The organism is Arthrobacter sp. NPDC058192 (assembly GCF_042883665.1).
Lineage (GTDB): Bacteria > Actinomycetota > Actinomycetes > Actinomycetales > Micrococcaceae > Arthrobacter.
This window is the reverse complement of sequence record NZ_JBHVVJ010000011.1, coordinates 1-13,834: the sequence shown is the minus strand read 5'-3', so window position 1 is coordinate 13,834 and position 13,834 is coordinate 1. Positions and strand designations below refer to the sequence as shown.

At 67.6% G+C, this 13,834-nt stretch carries 12 protein-coding genes; 6 read left to right on the top strand and 6 right to left on the bottom strand.

The annotated features are described in order from the left end of the window. Nucleotides 1–182: 182 nt before the first annotated feature. The 3 genes from ACFVVK_RS12265 (at nucleotide 183) to ACFVVK_RS12255 (ending at nucleotide 4,259) form a co-directional block, all read left to right on the top strand. Nucleotides 183–2,117: an O-antigen ligase family protein gene (locus ACFVVK_RS12265; RefSeq protein ID WP_390266873.1), complete on the top strand. Its 1,935-nt coding sequence runs from the start codon at nucleotides 183–185 to the stop codon at nucleotides 2,115–2,117. Between the two features lie 153 nt (nucleotides 2,118–2,270). Further along, nucleotides 2,271–2,474, top strand: a complete 204-nt coding sequence (locus ACFVVK_RS12260; RefSeq protein WP_056738746.1) for a cold-shock protein — start codon at nucleotides 2,271–2,273, stop codon at nucleotides 2,472–2,474. A gap of 153 nt (nucleotides 2,475–2,627) precedes the next feature. After that, entirely contained in the window at nucleotides 2,628–4,259 is a 1,632-nt protein-coding gene (locus tag ACFVVK_RS12255; protein WP_390266871.1) for an alkaline phosphatase D family protein, read from the top strand. A gap of 102 nt (nucleotides 4,260–4,361) precedes the next feature. Here the strand turns inward: ACFVVK_RS12255 and ACFVVK_RS12250 are convergent, their stop codons facing one another. From ACFVVK_RS12250 to ACFVVK_RS12235, 4 genes are all read right to left on the bottom strand, one after another. Beyond that, on the bottom strand, nucleotides 4,362–5,255 hold the full coding sequence (locus tag ACFVVK_RS12250; protein WP_390266868.1) for a glucose 1-dehydrogenase: 894 nt from the start codon (nucleotides 5,253–5,255) through the stop codon (nucleotides 4,362–4,364). A gap of 168 nt (nucleotides 5,256–5,423) precedes the next feature. Further along, a complete protein-coding gene (locus ACFVVK_RS12245; RefSeq protein WP_390266865.1) occupies nucleotides 5,424–6,365 on the bottom strand; it encodes a hypothetical protein in 942 nt (313 codons plus the stop codon). Between the two features lie 197 nt (nucleotides 6,366–6,562). Next, nucleotides 6,563–6,745 (bottom strand): PspC domain-containing protein, encoded by a 183-nt coding sequence (locus tag ACFVVK_RS12240; protein WP_390266862.1) that lies wholly within the window; start codon nucleotides 6,743–6,745, stop codon nucleotides 6,563–6,565. Between the two features lie 86 nt (nucleotides 6,746–6,831). Continuing rightward, the gene (locus tag ACFVVK_RS12235; RefSeq protein WP_390266859.1) at nucleotides 6,832–8,805 is read right to left on the bottom strand and encodes a BTAD domain-containing putative transcriptional regulator; all 1,974 of its coding nucleotides are present in this window, start codon (nucleotides 8,803–8,805) and stop codon (nucleotides 6,832–6,834) included. A 271-nt stretch (nucleotides 8,806–9,076) separates the two neighbouring features. Between ACFVVK_RS12235 and ACFVVK_RS12230 the strand changes: the two genes are divergently transcribed. Next, nucleotides 9,077–9,253 carry a hypothetical protein gene (locus ACFVVK_RS12230; RefSeq protein ID WP_390266857.1) on the top strand — a complete coding sequence of 59 codons (177 nt, stop codon included), beginning with the start codon at nucleotides 9,077–9,079 and terminating at the stop codon, nucleotides 9,251–9,253. A 233-nt stretch (nucleotides 9,254–9,486) separates the two neighbouring features. Continuing rightward, on the top strand, nucleotides 9,487–9,954 hold the full coding sequence (locus ACFVVK_RS12225; RefSeq protein ID WP_390266855.1) for a hypothetical protein: 468 nt from the start codon (nucleotides 9,487–9,489) through the stop codon (nucleotides 9,952–9,954). A 39-nt stretch (nucleotides 9,955–9,993) separates the two neighbouring features. Here the strand turns inward: ACFVVK_RS12225 and ACFVVK_RS12220 are convergent, their stop codons facing one another. Next, nucleotides 9,994–11,607 carry a phospholipase D family protein gene (locus ACFVVK_RS12220; RefSeq protein WP_390266852.1) on the bottom strand — a complete coding sequence of 538 codons (1,614 nt, stop codon included), beginning with the start codon at nucleotides 11,605–11,607 and terminating at the stop codon, nucleotides 9,994–9,996. Between the two features lie 231 nt (nucleotides 11,608–11,838). On the opposite strand from ACFVVK_RS12220, the gene ACFVVK_RS12215 reads away from it, so the two are divergent. Next, nucleotides 11,839–12,894: a DNA polymerase IV gene (locus ACFVVK_RS12215; protein WP_390267239.1), complete on the top strand. Its 1,056-nt coding sequence runs from the start codon at nucleotides 11,839–11,841 to the stop codon at nucleotides 12,892–12,894. 31 nt (nucleotides 12,895–12,925) lie between these two features. On the opposite strand, the gene ACFVVK_RS12210 is transcribed toward ACFVVK_RS12215, so the two are convergent. Next, nucleotides 12,926–13,219 carry a hypothetical protein gene (locus ACFVVK_RS12210; protein ID WP_390266849.1) on the bottom strand — a complete coding sequence of 98 codons (294 nt, stop codon included), beginning with the start codon at nucleotides 13,217–13,219 and terminating at the stop codon, nucleotides 12,926–12,928. Between the last annotated feature and the right edge of the window lie 615 nt (nucleotides 13,220–13,834).

The window sequence follows — 13,834 nt, the reverse complement described above, 5'->3', positions numbered from 1 at the left end:
GTGATGTCGGCAAGACGATCACGGTCACGGTGACAGGGTCCAAAACCGGGTACGCGACGGCGGCGAAGACCAGTGCGGCCACCAAGGCCGTCACGGCCGTCTAGGACCGCCGGGCGCAGCAGGCCGCCTCACCCAAACGCGCTGCCAGCCCATTCGCAACAGCACTATGCACAAGGAGACCCGTGCCCCTTCCAATCCGAACCTTGGAAAGGGCACGGGTCTTCGCGCCCCAAGCCTGCGTGTGGCTGGTGGCCTGTTCCGTTCTGGTCTTCCAGCCTAGCGGGCTGTTCCGGTTCACCTGGATCAAGATCGCCTGGCTCCTCCTCGCAGTTGGAACCGGAGCATTGGTCCAAGCCGGGGGCCGGTTGCCGGAGCGCATCCGGTGGGCCATGTGGGCACTTGCGGCTGTGCTGGCTTTTTCCATGGCGTTCTCTGCCAACCCGTTGGCCAGCCTCCTGGGACGCTGGCCACGGTTCGAAGGTGCCCTGGTCATCGCGCTCTACTTCGCCGTCTTTGCGCTCGGCGCCAAGGTCCTCGGCGGCCCGGGCAGGGCACGGAACTGGGCCGCTTTCCGCACCGTGCTCACCCCGGCTGTTGTGATCGTGGGCGTTGTCAGTGCTTTCGAGGCAGCAGGATTCCGGCCCCTGGGCGGAGCAGCTGATCTGCGGCCCGGGGCCACCCTCGGCAACGCGACCGACCAGGGAATCATCGGCGTCTTGGCGGCTGCCGCTTTGGCGCTCCCGGCCATACGCGGCCGGGACTGGCCGGCCCGCATCGGACTTGTGGCGGCGGTCCTGACCACGGTGTTGTCTGCTTCCCGCGCCGCGATAATTGGTCTGGCTGCCGTGGTTCTTGTCCTTACAGCCGTCGAGGCAGCAACGCGGGCCGCCGGGCGTGCGCGAGTCGCTGCGGCCGGCGGTGCCGCGCTTTTCGTGCTCGGAGCGGCTGCCGTGGCTATTCCGGTGGCCCGGGAACGGCTGGTCAGCGCCGATACGGTGAACGGCCGCTGGCTCCTGTGGGACGAGAGCCTTAAACTCGTTGCCGACCACCCCTGGACCGGCGTCGGCCCGAGCGGTTTCGTTGATGCGATTACCAGCTTCCACACACTGGAGTGGGCCGTCCGGGTGGGCGCTACCTTTCCGCCGGACTCGCCGCATTCATGGCTTCTGCAGGCCGCCACAGCGGGTGGACTTCCGCTGCTGCTGGGGGCGACGCTGCTGGCTTTCCTCATTTTCCGTAGCGCTCGCGACACTATCCGGGCCGCTGACCCGGCGGCTGACCGCGACAACTTGACCGGTGCTTTGGCTGCAGTTGCCGCGTACGGCCTGATGCTGCTCACTGCATTCACCTCCCCGGCCACCACTCCGTTGGCGGCCTTTATCTGCGGGGGATTGGTGTCGACATCGGGAACGGCCGCGGCACAAGTGAGGCCACGCGCGAAAGGAACCCCCGCAGTTCGAAAATGGAAGTCCTTGCCGGCCGGAGCCTTGGCTTCGGGGCTACTCGCAGTCCTGGGGCTGGGCATCGCGGTGCCGGCGACCATCGCTGAATGGGCGATGGCCGACGCGGCATCCGCCGTCGCGGCCGGAGACCTGACCATGGCGGAGAGCCAATTCCAGCGTGCATACGGCCTACGGACCTGGGACTCGGATACCGCGCTGCTCGCGGCGCAGGCCTTCGCCGGCCCGGCCGCAGACGGTGACGCAGCCGCAGCCCAGCGCGCCATCGAATGGGCCCGGCTTTCCCTGGCCCGGACCCCCGACTCATCAGAGGCCGGAATCGCTCTTGCCATCGGCTACATCAACAGCGGGAGTCTCCAGCAGGGAAAGGACACTCTCGATCACGTCATTGCACATTCCCCTTCCGACTCTGCCCCCTACCTCCAGCGGGGCGTCGCCAACTTTGGCCTGGGCCGCGTCGAGGACAGCCTTGCCGACCTCTCCGCCGCGGCAGAACGTGCACCGGATGCGGCGGAGCCGTGGACCGTCATGGCAAGGATCTACGCCCGGCTGGGGGATGCCGAGGCCGCCACGCAGGCGCAGGCCCGCGCCGATGAGCTCAGCGCAGGCTACCCGAGCCGAAGAGGTGTGGTAAATGGTGTCCGGAATCTCCTGTAGTGTGGATCCTGTTGTTGTGTTTATGCAGTTCGTAGTTCAGGCAGTACGCGCGGTCGAAAGTCCGCGTTCTTCTGAAGCAGCGGTTTTGAGCACCCCACACCGGAGGACCCGAAAGTCGGGACAGTTCCTCCACCTTCACGAAGGACAAAAATAATGGCTACTGGTACCGTCAAATGGTTTAACGCTGAAAAGGGCTTCGGCTTCATTTCCCCCGATGACTCCTCGCAGGACGTTTTCGCGCACTACTCCGCGATCAACTCCTCCGGCTTCCGCTCCCTCGAAGAGAACCAGAAGGTTTCCTTCGAAACCGAGCAGGGCCCCAAGGGTCCCCAGGCTACCAACATCCAGGCTCTCTAATTTCCTAGAGATCCGGGACCGTTAGGTTTCGAGCAGGGCCCGTCTTCGGACGGGCCCTGCTTTTTTGTTAGGTCCACGGATCCTCGCGTGGGCATAGGACGGCGTTAACGCCCCAGTCCTCTACAGTTCATCCGGACCGTCAAGGATGGCCGCATGACCTCCTTCACCCGCCGAAATGTCCTCAAAGGTGCCCTCGCCGCCGCCGGTGCTGCCGCCGTCGTCCCCGGAACCGCCCCAACAGCGCAGGCAAGCACCCGGCCCGCCGCCATCCCGCTGGTCCGCAACCGCCTGACCCTTCCCTCCGGCATCGCCACCGGCGACGTCACGACGAACTCCGGCGTGCTGTGGTCCCGCGCGTCGGGACCGGGACGCCTGGTGGCGAGCCTGCTGGCAGTCGACGACGGCGGGTCCCCGCTCCGCGGTGGCCGTGCCTTCCAGCGGGTGCTGCGCGGTAGCGCCGCCACCGAGGGCACGGACTTCACGGCCCGGATCGACGCCGCGCACCTGCCCGCCGGCACCCGCTTCGCGGTGAGCATGCACTTCGAGGACGCCGAGGGCAACGCCGGTGAAACCGCGCAGGGATCCTTCAGCACTGCGCCGGACACGGGCCTGCTCAGAAGCGGACGCCGGTCCCGCGGGCAAAGCTTCGTCTGGACCGGCGACACCGCCGGCCAGGGCTGGGGCATCAACGAAGACATCGGCGGCATGCGCGGCTACGCGGCCATGCACGCTACCCGGCCGGATTTCTTCGTCCACTCCGGCGACACCATCTACGCCGACGGCCCCATCGCCGCCCAGATCACCGAACCGAACGGGCAGATCTGGCGCAACCTCGTCACCGAGGAAGTCACCAAGGTGGCCGAGACGCTGAACGAGTACCGCGGCCGGCACCGCTACAACCGGATGGATAAGAACATCCGCGCCCTCTACGCCGACGTGCCGGTGATCGCGCAGTGGGATGATCACGAAACCCACAACAACTGGTACCCCGGCCAGATCCTCACGGACGACCGCTACACCGAACGCCGCGTGGACGTCCTCGCCGCCCGTGGACGCCATGCCTGGCAGGAATACCAGCCCATCGCCGGACTGGGCGGCCGCTCCACAGGGACCACGGGCTTCGAAGCGGCCCGGATCTACCGCAAGATCTCCCGCGGCCCGCAGCTGGACATCTTCTGCCTGGACATGCGCAGCTTCAAGGACCCCAACACGGACGGCAGGGAAACGCAGCTGATGCACATCCTTGGCCAGGAGCAGGCCGACTGGCTGATCAAGGAGGTCAGCCGGTCCAGGGCCACCTGGAAGGTCATCGCCAACGACCTGCCGCTCGGTGTGATCGTCCCGGACGGCCCGGTCAACCAGGAGTCCCTGTCCAACCGCGACGCCGGCGCCCCCTTGGGCAAGGAGCTTGAGATCGCAGGGGTGCTCTCCGCGTTCAAGCGCAACCGGGTTAAAAACGTGGTCTGGCTCACCGCCGACGTGCACTACTGCGCCGCCCACCACTACGCCCCGGAACGCGCCGCCTTCACGGACTTCGATCCGTTTTGGGAGTTCGTGGCCGGGCCCATCAATGCCGGCAGCTTCGGCCCCAACGCCCTGGACGGCACCTTCGGGCCCGAACAGGTGTTCTTCAGGGCCGGCGCCTACGCCAACGAGTCCCCGCGCAGCGGCGAAAGCCAGTACTTCGGCCACGTGGACCTGGGTGATGACGGCGTCTTCACGGTGAGCCTGCGCAACGCCAACGGCACGGTGCTGTGGAGCAAGGCGCTGCAGCCGGAGCGCTGACCGGCCGCCGTCGAACTCCAGCCAGGAAACTCAGCCCAAACGGCAGATGGGCCCTTCCCGGTCAGCCCGGGAAGGGCCCAGCCGCACTTAACTTAACTGGGGTTACGGCGTCGGGCTGCCGCCGTTGACGTTCAGGGTCTCGCCCACCACGAAGCTGGACTCGGCCGAGGCCAGGAACACGTAGGCGGGGGCGAGCTCGGCCGGCTGGCCGGCGCGGCCCAGCGGAGTGTCCTTGCCGAACTCCGGCAGCGCCTCCTTCGGCTGGCCGCTGCTGACCTGCAGCGGCGTCCAGATGGGGCCGGGTGCGACGGCGTTGACCCGGATGCCCTTGGGTGCCAGCTGCTGGGCCAGGCCCTTGGTGAAGTTGTTGATGCTCGCCTTGGTGGTGGCGTAGTCCACTAGGGTCGGGGAGGGGCTGTACGCCTGGATGGACGTGGTGTTGATGATGGTGGACCCGGCCGGCAGGTGCGGCACCGCGGCCTTGGTCAGCCAGAACATGGCGTACACGTTGGTCTTGAGCGTGTGGTCGAACTGCTCGTCCGTGATCTGCTCCAGATCCTCCTGCGCCACCTGCTTGCCGGCGTTGTTGACCAGCAGGTCCAGGCCGCCGAGCTCGCGCAGCGCCGTGTCCACCAGCTCGCGGCACGTGGCCGAATCCTTCAGGTCGCCCGGTACCTTCACAGCCTTCCGGCCCGCCTTCTCGATCAGGTTCGCGATCCGGGCGGCGTCCTCTTCCTCCTCCGGCAGGTAGGAGAGCACGACGTCGGCTCCCTCCCTTGCGAACGCGATCGCCGTCGCGGCGCCGATCCCGGAGTCCGCGCCGGTGACGATCGCCTTGCGGCCATCGAGCCGTCCGGTGCCGCGGTAGCTGTCCTCGCCCAGGTCCGCCTTCGGCGTCAGTTTCGCGTCGAGGCCCGGCTCGGGCTGGTGCTGCTTGGGCGGTGCGATGTGCTCGTAGGCGGTGACGGGGTTCTTGAACGTGTACTGGTCGGTCATGATGTTCCTCCGCATGGTTGGTCTGAACCCGGACTGTGCGTCGTAACGCGGCCCGCAGGATGCTAAGCAGGCTTAGCTTCCACCCTAGCCAGCTTGGCGTGGTGGTTGCAACGCACGCGGGGAGGTCCGGCGGCGGAGAGCAACTCGCTGCCGCGGAACTTTTAGTGTCTATGGTTTGGTCGCGGTCACCCATTGGGGCGGCTGGGAGTGGTCGCTTTGCCACTCCGACGGCGCCGCACCGGGACGGAGCACGTCGTTGAGCCAGTAGGTCTCGTCCGGGTTCCACCCGGCCAGGACTGTGCCGGACCGACCGACGGCGAGGTATCGTCCCGCGGTGGTGAGGTAGCCACGGACTGTGAGGTGCACTCCGTCGTATGCGGTCGCAACCGCTGACCAGTCGGGCATCAGCCAGGGCACGTCGAAGCCTGTTGTTCGCCACCAGTCGTGGCGCTTGGAGAGGCTGACATCCAACGGGTAACGGGCAACCAGGTCCGTCCACGCCGTCGAGTCCGATATTTCGTAGATTCGGGAACCGGCGGCCGGTGCAAGCGGCCAGACTAGGGCGCTCTTCCATCCGATACTGTCTTCGACAAGCATCAGTTTTGCTGCTCCCAGCCCCGGCAGGCTTCTGCTCGTCGAGACCAAGTCAGACAGTGCCGGTGTTGACCACCACCGTCCGCTCCAATGAGCTGCCGGGTCCTTGGGCCGGTCCGCTGCCTGGCGCTCATCGGCCAAGGCTGAGGCTTTCCATTGGGCCAGCTTTTGGGCAGCGCCGGTGAGGCTTGGAGGTTGCGTCCTGCGCTCATCAGTCCACTGCACGAAACGTTGCCGGTCCAGGGCCGCAGAGTCCGGACTCCACAATTCCGCCAAGGGGCGAGCCAGCGCGTTGGCAACGGGGCCGAGGGCTGCCCGGACAGAAGGCCGCAAAAGCAGCTCATCTGTCTCATCAGGTTCCTGCCAATAACGGGCGGAATCGACAGCCGCCGCGAGCCCGGCCATCAGTGCGCCGGTTCCGATGAATTCCAACTCCGCCACTTGGCTCCCGAGAGCGTCGACCAGTTCGTCATTAAGCCGTTGATCCCACGGATCCATGGCCGAGCTAACTGCCAACGTCCAAATTTTCGGTCGCGCGGCCATGAGAACGCCCAAGCAGAACCGCCGCCCCCGCGGACCCTCCAACAGGTCATCAGCCATAGCCATCCCCCTGACCAGAGCCTACAAGCCAGGTCAAGGCCACCGGCGCTGCCGGATCCAAGGGGCGACGCGAAGGGGCTCTGCGAAACGCACCGCTTACGGGCAAGCGGACGCTAGTCGTCCCGGGGGATGATGATCCACAGCGCGATGTAGACGAACTCGCCAACGCCGAAGAGGCCGAAGAACACGAACGCGAGGCGGACGAACACCCGCGGGACCTCGAAGCGGTCGGCCAGGGCGGCGCACACCCCCGCGAAGACTTTGCCGCGCTTGGGGCGAACCAAAGTTGCTGCCATTTCGCCACCCTAGCACCGGGCGCCGGTCCCGTCAGCAGGAATTTCCACCCTGCGGGCCAGCGCCACGGCCGCGCCGCAGCGCGTCGTCACAGCTGCCCGCGCCGGGCCAGGTAGGCTTTCAGCGCCGGGTTGTCGATGTCCTTTGCCAGCCACGGGATAGCCTCGGCAGCCGCGGCGTCACCCAGCACGGCCCGGTGCGAATGGGCCCGGACCAGGAGTTCGCGCAGCGCGCCGCGGCTGGCCATGGTGGCCAGCTTTGCCGCATAGTCCCCGGCCGGTGGTGCGCCCGTGGCGATGGCGACCTCCGCGGCCGTGTCCAGCAGCCGCGCCCGGTACCAGAGGTACCAGGGGGTCGTCTCGAGACCCCGCCGGAGCCAGGTCTCCGCGCCGGACTGGTCCCCGAGCGCCATGCTGAGCCGGGCCTTGGCGCCGGCGGCCAGCGTCAGGAAGCAGTGGTCGCCGGTGACGTCGGCCATCACCCAGGAACGGTCGATGAGCGCGGCGGCGTCGTCCATCTGGCCGGTCGCAAGGTAGGTCTCGCCCCGCAGGCCGGTGACAAACGGCTCGAAGGACGTCCAGTGTTCGGCTCCGACCAGCGCCAGGGCCCGGTCCAGCGTCTCGGCGGCCAGCCCCAGCTCCTCGCGCTGCAAATGGACGCGGCCGATCAGGGCCTCGCTGAATGCCAGCAGGCGCGGGCTGCCGAGCTCGGCCGCGAGCCGGCTGGACTCGGTGAGGGCCGTCAGCGCCTCGCCGTAGCGTGCCGTGTCCGAGGCCGCCATTCCCTTGATGGCCAGGATCCTCGACTGCTCGTCGGCGAACCCGTCGGCGGCTTTGGCGGCCAGCGCCAGCCACCCGGCGGCACGGTCCGGAATGCCCCGCTGCACCGACAGGTAGCCCAGCTCCCGGTACGCGGCCGCCGCCACCCGCGAGGCGGCTGGCCGCAGTTGCGTTCGTACCGCCGTCGGACGCTGCGCCGTCGCCTGCGCGGCCGAGCGTGGCGCTCCCGACTGCGGTGCCGCCGTCGTTCGCTGCGTCCCCGGTCGTGATGCTCCCGGCTGCGGTGGGGTTGATGGCACTCCCTCTGACTGCAGGGCCCTGTGCAGGAGGTCGGCGACCTCGGCGCCGCGGCCGCCGGCCTGGTGGATCAGCGCGCTGGACAGCGTCACCAGCGATTCGGCCACGAGGTGCCCGTCGCCGGTCCGCTGGGCGAGCCCGACGGCGAGCCGCAACTGGTCCAGCCCGCGGTCCACCGACCCGGCCGAGAGCGAGGCGCCGGCGGCGTCAAGGTACGAGTGCACCGTGGCCGCGTTGGCCGGCAGCTCCGGTTCGGCGTCGGGTGCCGCGTCATAGAGGGCCCGGCGGACCTCCGCAGGCAGCCCGAGGCCCAGCTCGCGGTGGTACAGGTCGCGGCACTTATCTGCCTGCTCCCGTGCCCGCCGGTGCTCACCCCTGGCGATGAACGCCCTGATCAGCACGGCGTGACAATCGGCGTTGAAGGGGTCCTGGTGCAGCGCGCGGGTGGCGAGGTCGACGGCGTCGTCCGCGTTTCCGCAGGCCAGGGCGGCGAGCGACGCTTCGTACAGCATCGTCAGCACGCAGTTCTCCAGCCGGTGCCGCTGGTCCTCCAGCCACGACTCGAAGACAGGACAGTCGCCGAAGGAGAGGCCCTCAAGAAGCTGGCCGTCGAACGTGCGCGGGTCTGCGCCGGCGTCTGCGCCGGCGCCGCTGTCCCCGCCCGGGTTGCCGGTTGTTGCGGGGTACAGGACGGCGGCGGCGTCGCACCGCCATCCCGCCGGAAGGGTCAGCCGCAGGGGGTCCCCGGATATCGAATCGGCGCCGATGGTCCGGCGGAGCTCGGAAAGGTTCCAGCGCAGCGCGCCGAGGGGATCATCGGCGTCGGGAAACAGGAGCGCGGCGGTCCGCGCCCGGCCCGTGCCGTCCGGCTGCAGCGCGAGGTAGGCCAGCACAGCCCAGGCCTTGCGGCCCCGGAGCTGCCGGAATTCGGTGCCTGCGGACTCGATCCAAGGCGGACCGAGGAGCCGAATCCACGTCTCGGCCATAGAAATCATGCTACGCCGCGGCTGGGGGAGACGTTCCCGTCAACAAGGTATGGACAGTACCCCGTGGTTCAGCCGTCATTCAGGCTCGTGCGGTGAGCAGATTCAGGCTCGACGGCGTCACACGCTGGCTCACACGGCCGCAACGGAGACTGGATTCATCCCCAAAAGGGAGCCGCCACCCGGGCAGAAGCCCAGCTTCCAAACCCGCCCCAACAACCGGCTCCGCAACCGGTCCCACACAACCAGTCCAAGCAATTCCGAGGTGCATCAAATGTTGGCTCTCATCATCCTGTTGGCCGTCGTCGTAGCCCCCGCACTCACCGCCACGATCGTCGCCGTGCGACGCGACGGCCGCGGCCACACGCCGCCGGTGCGGTCCACGGCGTCGTGGTCGGCGGACGGGCTCCCGAGCGAACCGTACGCGTCGACGCGTCAGTTCCTGCGCTAGCAGTCGCCTCGAGGCCCCTGGCTCCACGGAGCCGGGGGTCCCGAGCTGTCCCGGCCGGTCAGCCTGGGTCTTGCTCGTCCGGGCCTCGCTCGTCTGGGCGGTCTGGACACGGCTGTGGGGCGGGAGCATCCTATTCGTGTGCGCGTTTCGGGAGCGGCACGGACGGGCGCGGTCCATTGCCTTGGCCCTTCCAGCGTGTGGACACGATTGGCGAGGGAAGCTGGTACCAGGTCATGGACGAAACATCCGATACGCGGCAGAGGCTCTCCACCCGCATCGATGAGAAGCAACAAGCCATCCGCGCCTACCTGGGCAAGGAACGGCCCCGGCGCTCCCGGCTTGCCGGCATCAGCATTGTAGGCAGCGCGCTGGCCGCCTCGCTCACGGCCGGCCCCGCCGTCGGCGGCACCGGGTTCACTGAAGCGGTGGCGAACATCTTCAACCTGGCTGACGACTCGATTGTGTGGCGGGTCCTGTGCCTGCTGGCGGTGATCTGTTCCATTGCCGCCGCACTCGCCACGAATTTTGCCACGTCCCATTCCCTGGCGGACCGTGTGAGCGCCGCCGAAACATCCAGCACCCAGCTGGAAGGACTGCAGGTCGCGCTCAACTTCGGCCACATCGAGATCGACGAGGCCGTGAAGCTCTATCAGCAATATTCAACCCAAGTGCCGTTTGTGGAGGGCCTTCCGCGGAGCTGAGTCAGTTCAGTGGTGCAACTCTGCACCGGACCTGCTGGCCTAGAACTGGCTAGTGCCGCGCAACCGGTGCGGGCGGCCGTCCGGGTCCACGATGAGGCGGCTGATCGGGTCCGCCCAGAGACGCTGGATGGCCGGCACGGGTTCTGGAGTATGGTGCCGCACGTGTCCCGCGGGGCGGGGCGAACCGCTGCCCGTTTCGTGCCAGTGGTCGAGAGCGTCAGCGGTGGTGTTCCAAAGTTTGAGCCCAGCCGCCGGGTCGTGGAGTTGGGGATCGTTCTGGTCCAGGCCCAGGTGTTCGGCCCATAGTTGAAGCCGGAGCCCGTGGGCCAACGGCCGGGAAGCGTCCGGGCTGGTGTCTGCGCCGGACGGTTCGCGGGTGTCTGCATTGGTGTCGAGTACGGCGCAGGTGAGCTCGCTGTCGGTGGTCCAGGATCGGCGGTTGAAGTTGTCTGAGCCGCAGGTAAACCAGGTGTCGTCGATGATGCAGATTTTTGCGTGGACGTAGATCGGCGTTCCGGCACTGTTCTCCAGATCGAACACGCCGACCCTGTCTGGCGCCGCCCGGCGCAGCATTCTGATGGCACGCAGTTGTCCGATCCGGCTCGGCGGCCCTGCGAGGGGGCCGTCGGAGTCGGGGTAGCGGGGCACGACGGCGATCACGTGCAGTTCGGGGTTCTGCTTGAGGGCCTCCGCGATGCCGGCTGCGACCTCTGTCGACCACAGATATTGGTCCTCGATGTAGATCAGGGAGCGGGCGCGGGCGAAGGCCTTCGCGTACGCGCGGGCGACGCTGCGCTCTCCGCGGGGTGCGAACGGAAACGGGGGACGTCTCACACCGTAGGTGCGGAGCAGCTGCACCGCGTGAGGGCCCGCCGGCGGTGGTGGCGGCGCAGTAGCCGGGAGCGGTTTGGGGTGCCGGGGCATTCGGGCGAGACGCTGCAGCAGCATCCGGTAGGGAGTGCGCCGGTCCAGGGGATGGGGGTCATTCCACCGCTCAGCGAACACTGCCAGCACATCCGCCACCACGGGGCCCCGCAGTTCGAGGGCGGCGTCGTGCCACGGTGGCCGCTTCCCGTACCGGGAATCCATGGTCACCGCTTGCGGGTCTCCCGCGTGATCGGCATCGTCCCGGCGGCTGTGGGAAAGGTCAAGCCCGCCAACGAAGGCGACGTCCTGCGACGGATTCTCACGACGGCGGATGACGAAGATTTTCTGGTGATGGGAACCGAACAGCCGGACACGCTGATCCAGCAGCACCTCTCCGCCGGCCTCGTTGATTTCACGGCCGAGGAGCTCGTTGGATCGGCCGCTAATCGGGGCCGATACGCGCTCTCCGTGGGATCTCCAGACCAGGCCCCGCACTTCCACTCCCGCGCGAGCCAAGTCCGCGAGCAGGTCCCCGATCGACGGTCCGTCCGCCAGCAGCCGCTCATCGGCGTCGCCACGCCAGTCGGTAAACCACAGACGGTCTCCCGCCTGCAGAGCCGTCAGCTCCTCATGCAGCCGGGCGAAGTAGGTCGCTCCATGAATCAGGGGCCGCACGAGGTTGCCCTCCGACCAGCCCGGAGACCCCGCCCCGCCCGCTTGCACGTCCGACGCCAGGTTCCCCCGCTCATCGCGACTCAGGAACCACTTGCCAGCATCACTGTCCACTCAATCCTTCTTTCGGGCTCGAGCCGGGCCGCTAGTGTCCGGCCTCCAAAATAACCTATGACTGTGCTGATGTCCCCGACCGGGCGATGAGCGACCGGCACCAGCGGAGCAGCGGATCACTCGCCCGGATTTCGGGCCGATCCGCGGGCTTCCGGGGGCACGCCCGGGTGGACAGCCGATGCTTGCCCGGAATGTTTAGGGCACACTGGTGGCGTGAGCGGAATTCGGTGGGTGCTGCACGTCGACCTCGACCAGTTCATCGCGGCTGTCGAGGTGCTCCGGCGGCCGGAGCTTGCGGGCCGGCCGGTCATTGTCGGCGGCCGGGGCGACCCCACGGAACGGGCAGTGGTGTCCACCGCATCCTACGAGGCCAGGGCCTTTGGCGTCGGTTCCGGCATGCCCTTACGCATTGCGGCCCGGAAAGTGCCGGACGCGGTGATCCTGCCCGTCGATCAGGAGGCTTACCTCGAGGCGTCTGAAACGGTGATGGCCACCCTCCGGGCGCAGCCCGGCGCCACCGTGCAGGTGCTGGGGTGGGATGAGGCCTTTATGGGCGCTGAGACAGAGAACCCCGAAGCCTACGCCCGGCAGGTGCAGGCCGCCGTGCTGGAGCGGACGCAGCTGCATTGCAGCGTGGGAATCGGCGACACCCTGGTCCGAGCCAAGGTGGCCACCGGTTTCGGCAAGCCGGCCGGCGTCTTCCGTCTCACTGCCGGAAACTGGCTCGAGGTCATGGGCGGCCGGCCCACCAAGGACCTGTGGGGCGTCGGAACCAAAGTGTCGGCCCGGCTGGCCAAACTCGGGATCAACACTGTCGCCGAGCTCGCCGCGGCCGACCCACAAGAGCTGGTCCCGGAGTTCGGACCCAAGATGGGTCCCTGGTACGCGGAGCTCGGCCGCGGGGACGGCGCCAGCGTAGTCGACGACACACCGTGGGTTGCCCGCGGGCACAGCCGGGAGACCACCTTCCAGCACGACTTGACCGTGCCTGCCCAGGTGGACGACGCCGTGAAGGAGCTGACAGCGCGTGTCCTTGAGGATGTTGTGGCCGAAGGGCGGCCCGTGGTCGGGCTGACCCTCAAGGTGCGGTACGCGCCGTTCTTCACCAAGACCCACGCGAGGAAGATTCCCGCGACCTTCGACCGGAACGAAATCCTCGCGCGCGTCCTGGACCTTTCAGCCGCAATCGAAGCGGGGCGCCCGATCCGGCTGCTGGGCCTGCGGGCCGAAATGGCCATGCCCGACGATGCCCGAAAGGGACATACGCCAACGCGCGGCGGCTGGTGACCGCACGACAGTCATCGCCATAGTGGGGCCGCTAGCCGTTCATCGGCCCCTCGGCATGGATGTCCTCTGCGCCCGGACCCTCCACGTGCACGGTGCAGCGCACCGTTATCCGCCCCCGCGCTGATTCGCCCGCATCGATCAGGGAATCGTCTTCGGAGACCACGGTGAAGACCGCCGTGCCGGAATCGATCTGCACGCCCTGCCGGACTGCATCCTGCCGCGCGTTCTCCAGCGACTCGTCCCTGAGCGTCGCCAGGTACTCTTCATCCCCGGTGCGTGCGGGGTCTCCGAAGGCCCAACCGAAGATGGTCTTGTTCCCGTCCATGGCCGCCAGCTTACCGCTGGCCGGCGTGCGATGGGGCCGACTTCGGCGTGTGCCTGAACGTGGAGCAGGAACTTGAGGCCGCCGTCGGGCAGCTCCTTACTCTGCAGGAAGCGCGGCCCCGGCACCGTCAGCTAGAGGCAGTCCAGGGACTCCCGCACCGCCCTGCTGGGGGACAGCTAGGCGCGGTTGCGGTTGTGCAACCGCCCGCCTCGGGCGGTGTGAGCCACTGCATAAAAGTTCGACGGCGGCCTGCTGGCCGCCGGGGGCGTTCCTGGCGGCCGGGATCCGCGCGGTTACGGGCATTTTTACGCCAGAGGGCCTCTCCGTGGGCCGATTTGTGCAGGGTCCTCCCGGCGTGTAAAGTAATTCGAGTCGCCGCCGCTGATGCGGAAAGAAAGCGACCGAACCCCTGATAAACAGCCTGAAAAATGGTGCACTAATTAGTGCGTCAAATAAGCGTGGGGACCTTCTCGGAAGCAAGCAAATCGCGGAAATGCTGATTTGCTAAGTGTCCGGGGTTCGGGTAAGTTTGAAAAGTTGCTCCGGAGCGATCCGCGACCGATTGATGGTTGTGGTGGTGCCGGGTGTGTCTGTTGTTTGAGAACTCAATAGTGT

What these genes read in the sequence shown, in the direction of transcription:
- ACFVVK_RS12260 (WP_056738746.1), top strand. Translation starts at nt 2,271, where the DNA reads ATGGCTACTGGTACCGTCAAATGGTTTAACGCTGAAAAGGGCTTCGGC.
- ACFVVK_RS12255 (WP_390266871.1), top strand. Translation starts at nt 2,628, where the DNA reads ATGACCTCCTTCACCCGCCGAAATGTCCTCAAAGGTGCCCTCGCCGCC.
- ACFVVK_RS12250 (WP_390266868.1), bottom strand. Translation starts at nt 5,255, where the DNA reads ATGACCGACCAGTACACGTTCAAGAACCCCGTCACCGCCTACGAGCAC.
- ACFVVK_RS12240 (WP_390266862.1), bottom strand. Translation starts at nt 6,745, where the DNA reads ATGGCAGCAACTTTGGTTCGCCCCAAGCGCGGCAAAGTCTTCGCGGGG.
- ACFVVK_RS12235 (WP_390266859.1), bottom strand. Translation starts at nt 8,805, where the DNA reads ATGGCCGAGACGTGGATTCGGCTCCTCGGTCCGCCTTGGATCGAGTCC.
- ACFVVK_RS12230 (WP_390266857.1), top strand. Translation starts at nt 9,077, where the DNA reads ATGTTGGCTCTCATCATCCTGTTGGCCGTCGTCGTAGCCCCCGCACTC.
- ACFVVK_RS12225 (WP_390266855.1), top strand. Translation starts at nt 9,487, where the DNA reads ATGGACGAAACATCCGATACGCGGCAGAGGCTCTCCACCCGCATCGAT.
- ACFVVK_RS12210 (WP_390266849.1), bottom strand. Translation starts at nt 13,219, where the DNA reads ATGGACGGGAACAAGACCATCTTCGGTTGGGCCTTCGGAGACCCCGCA.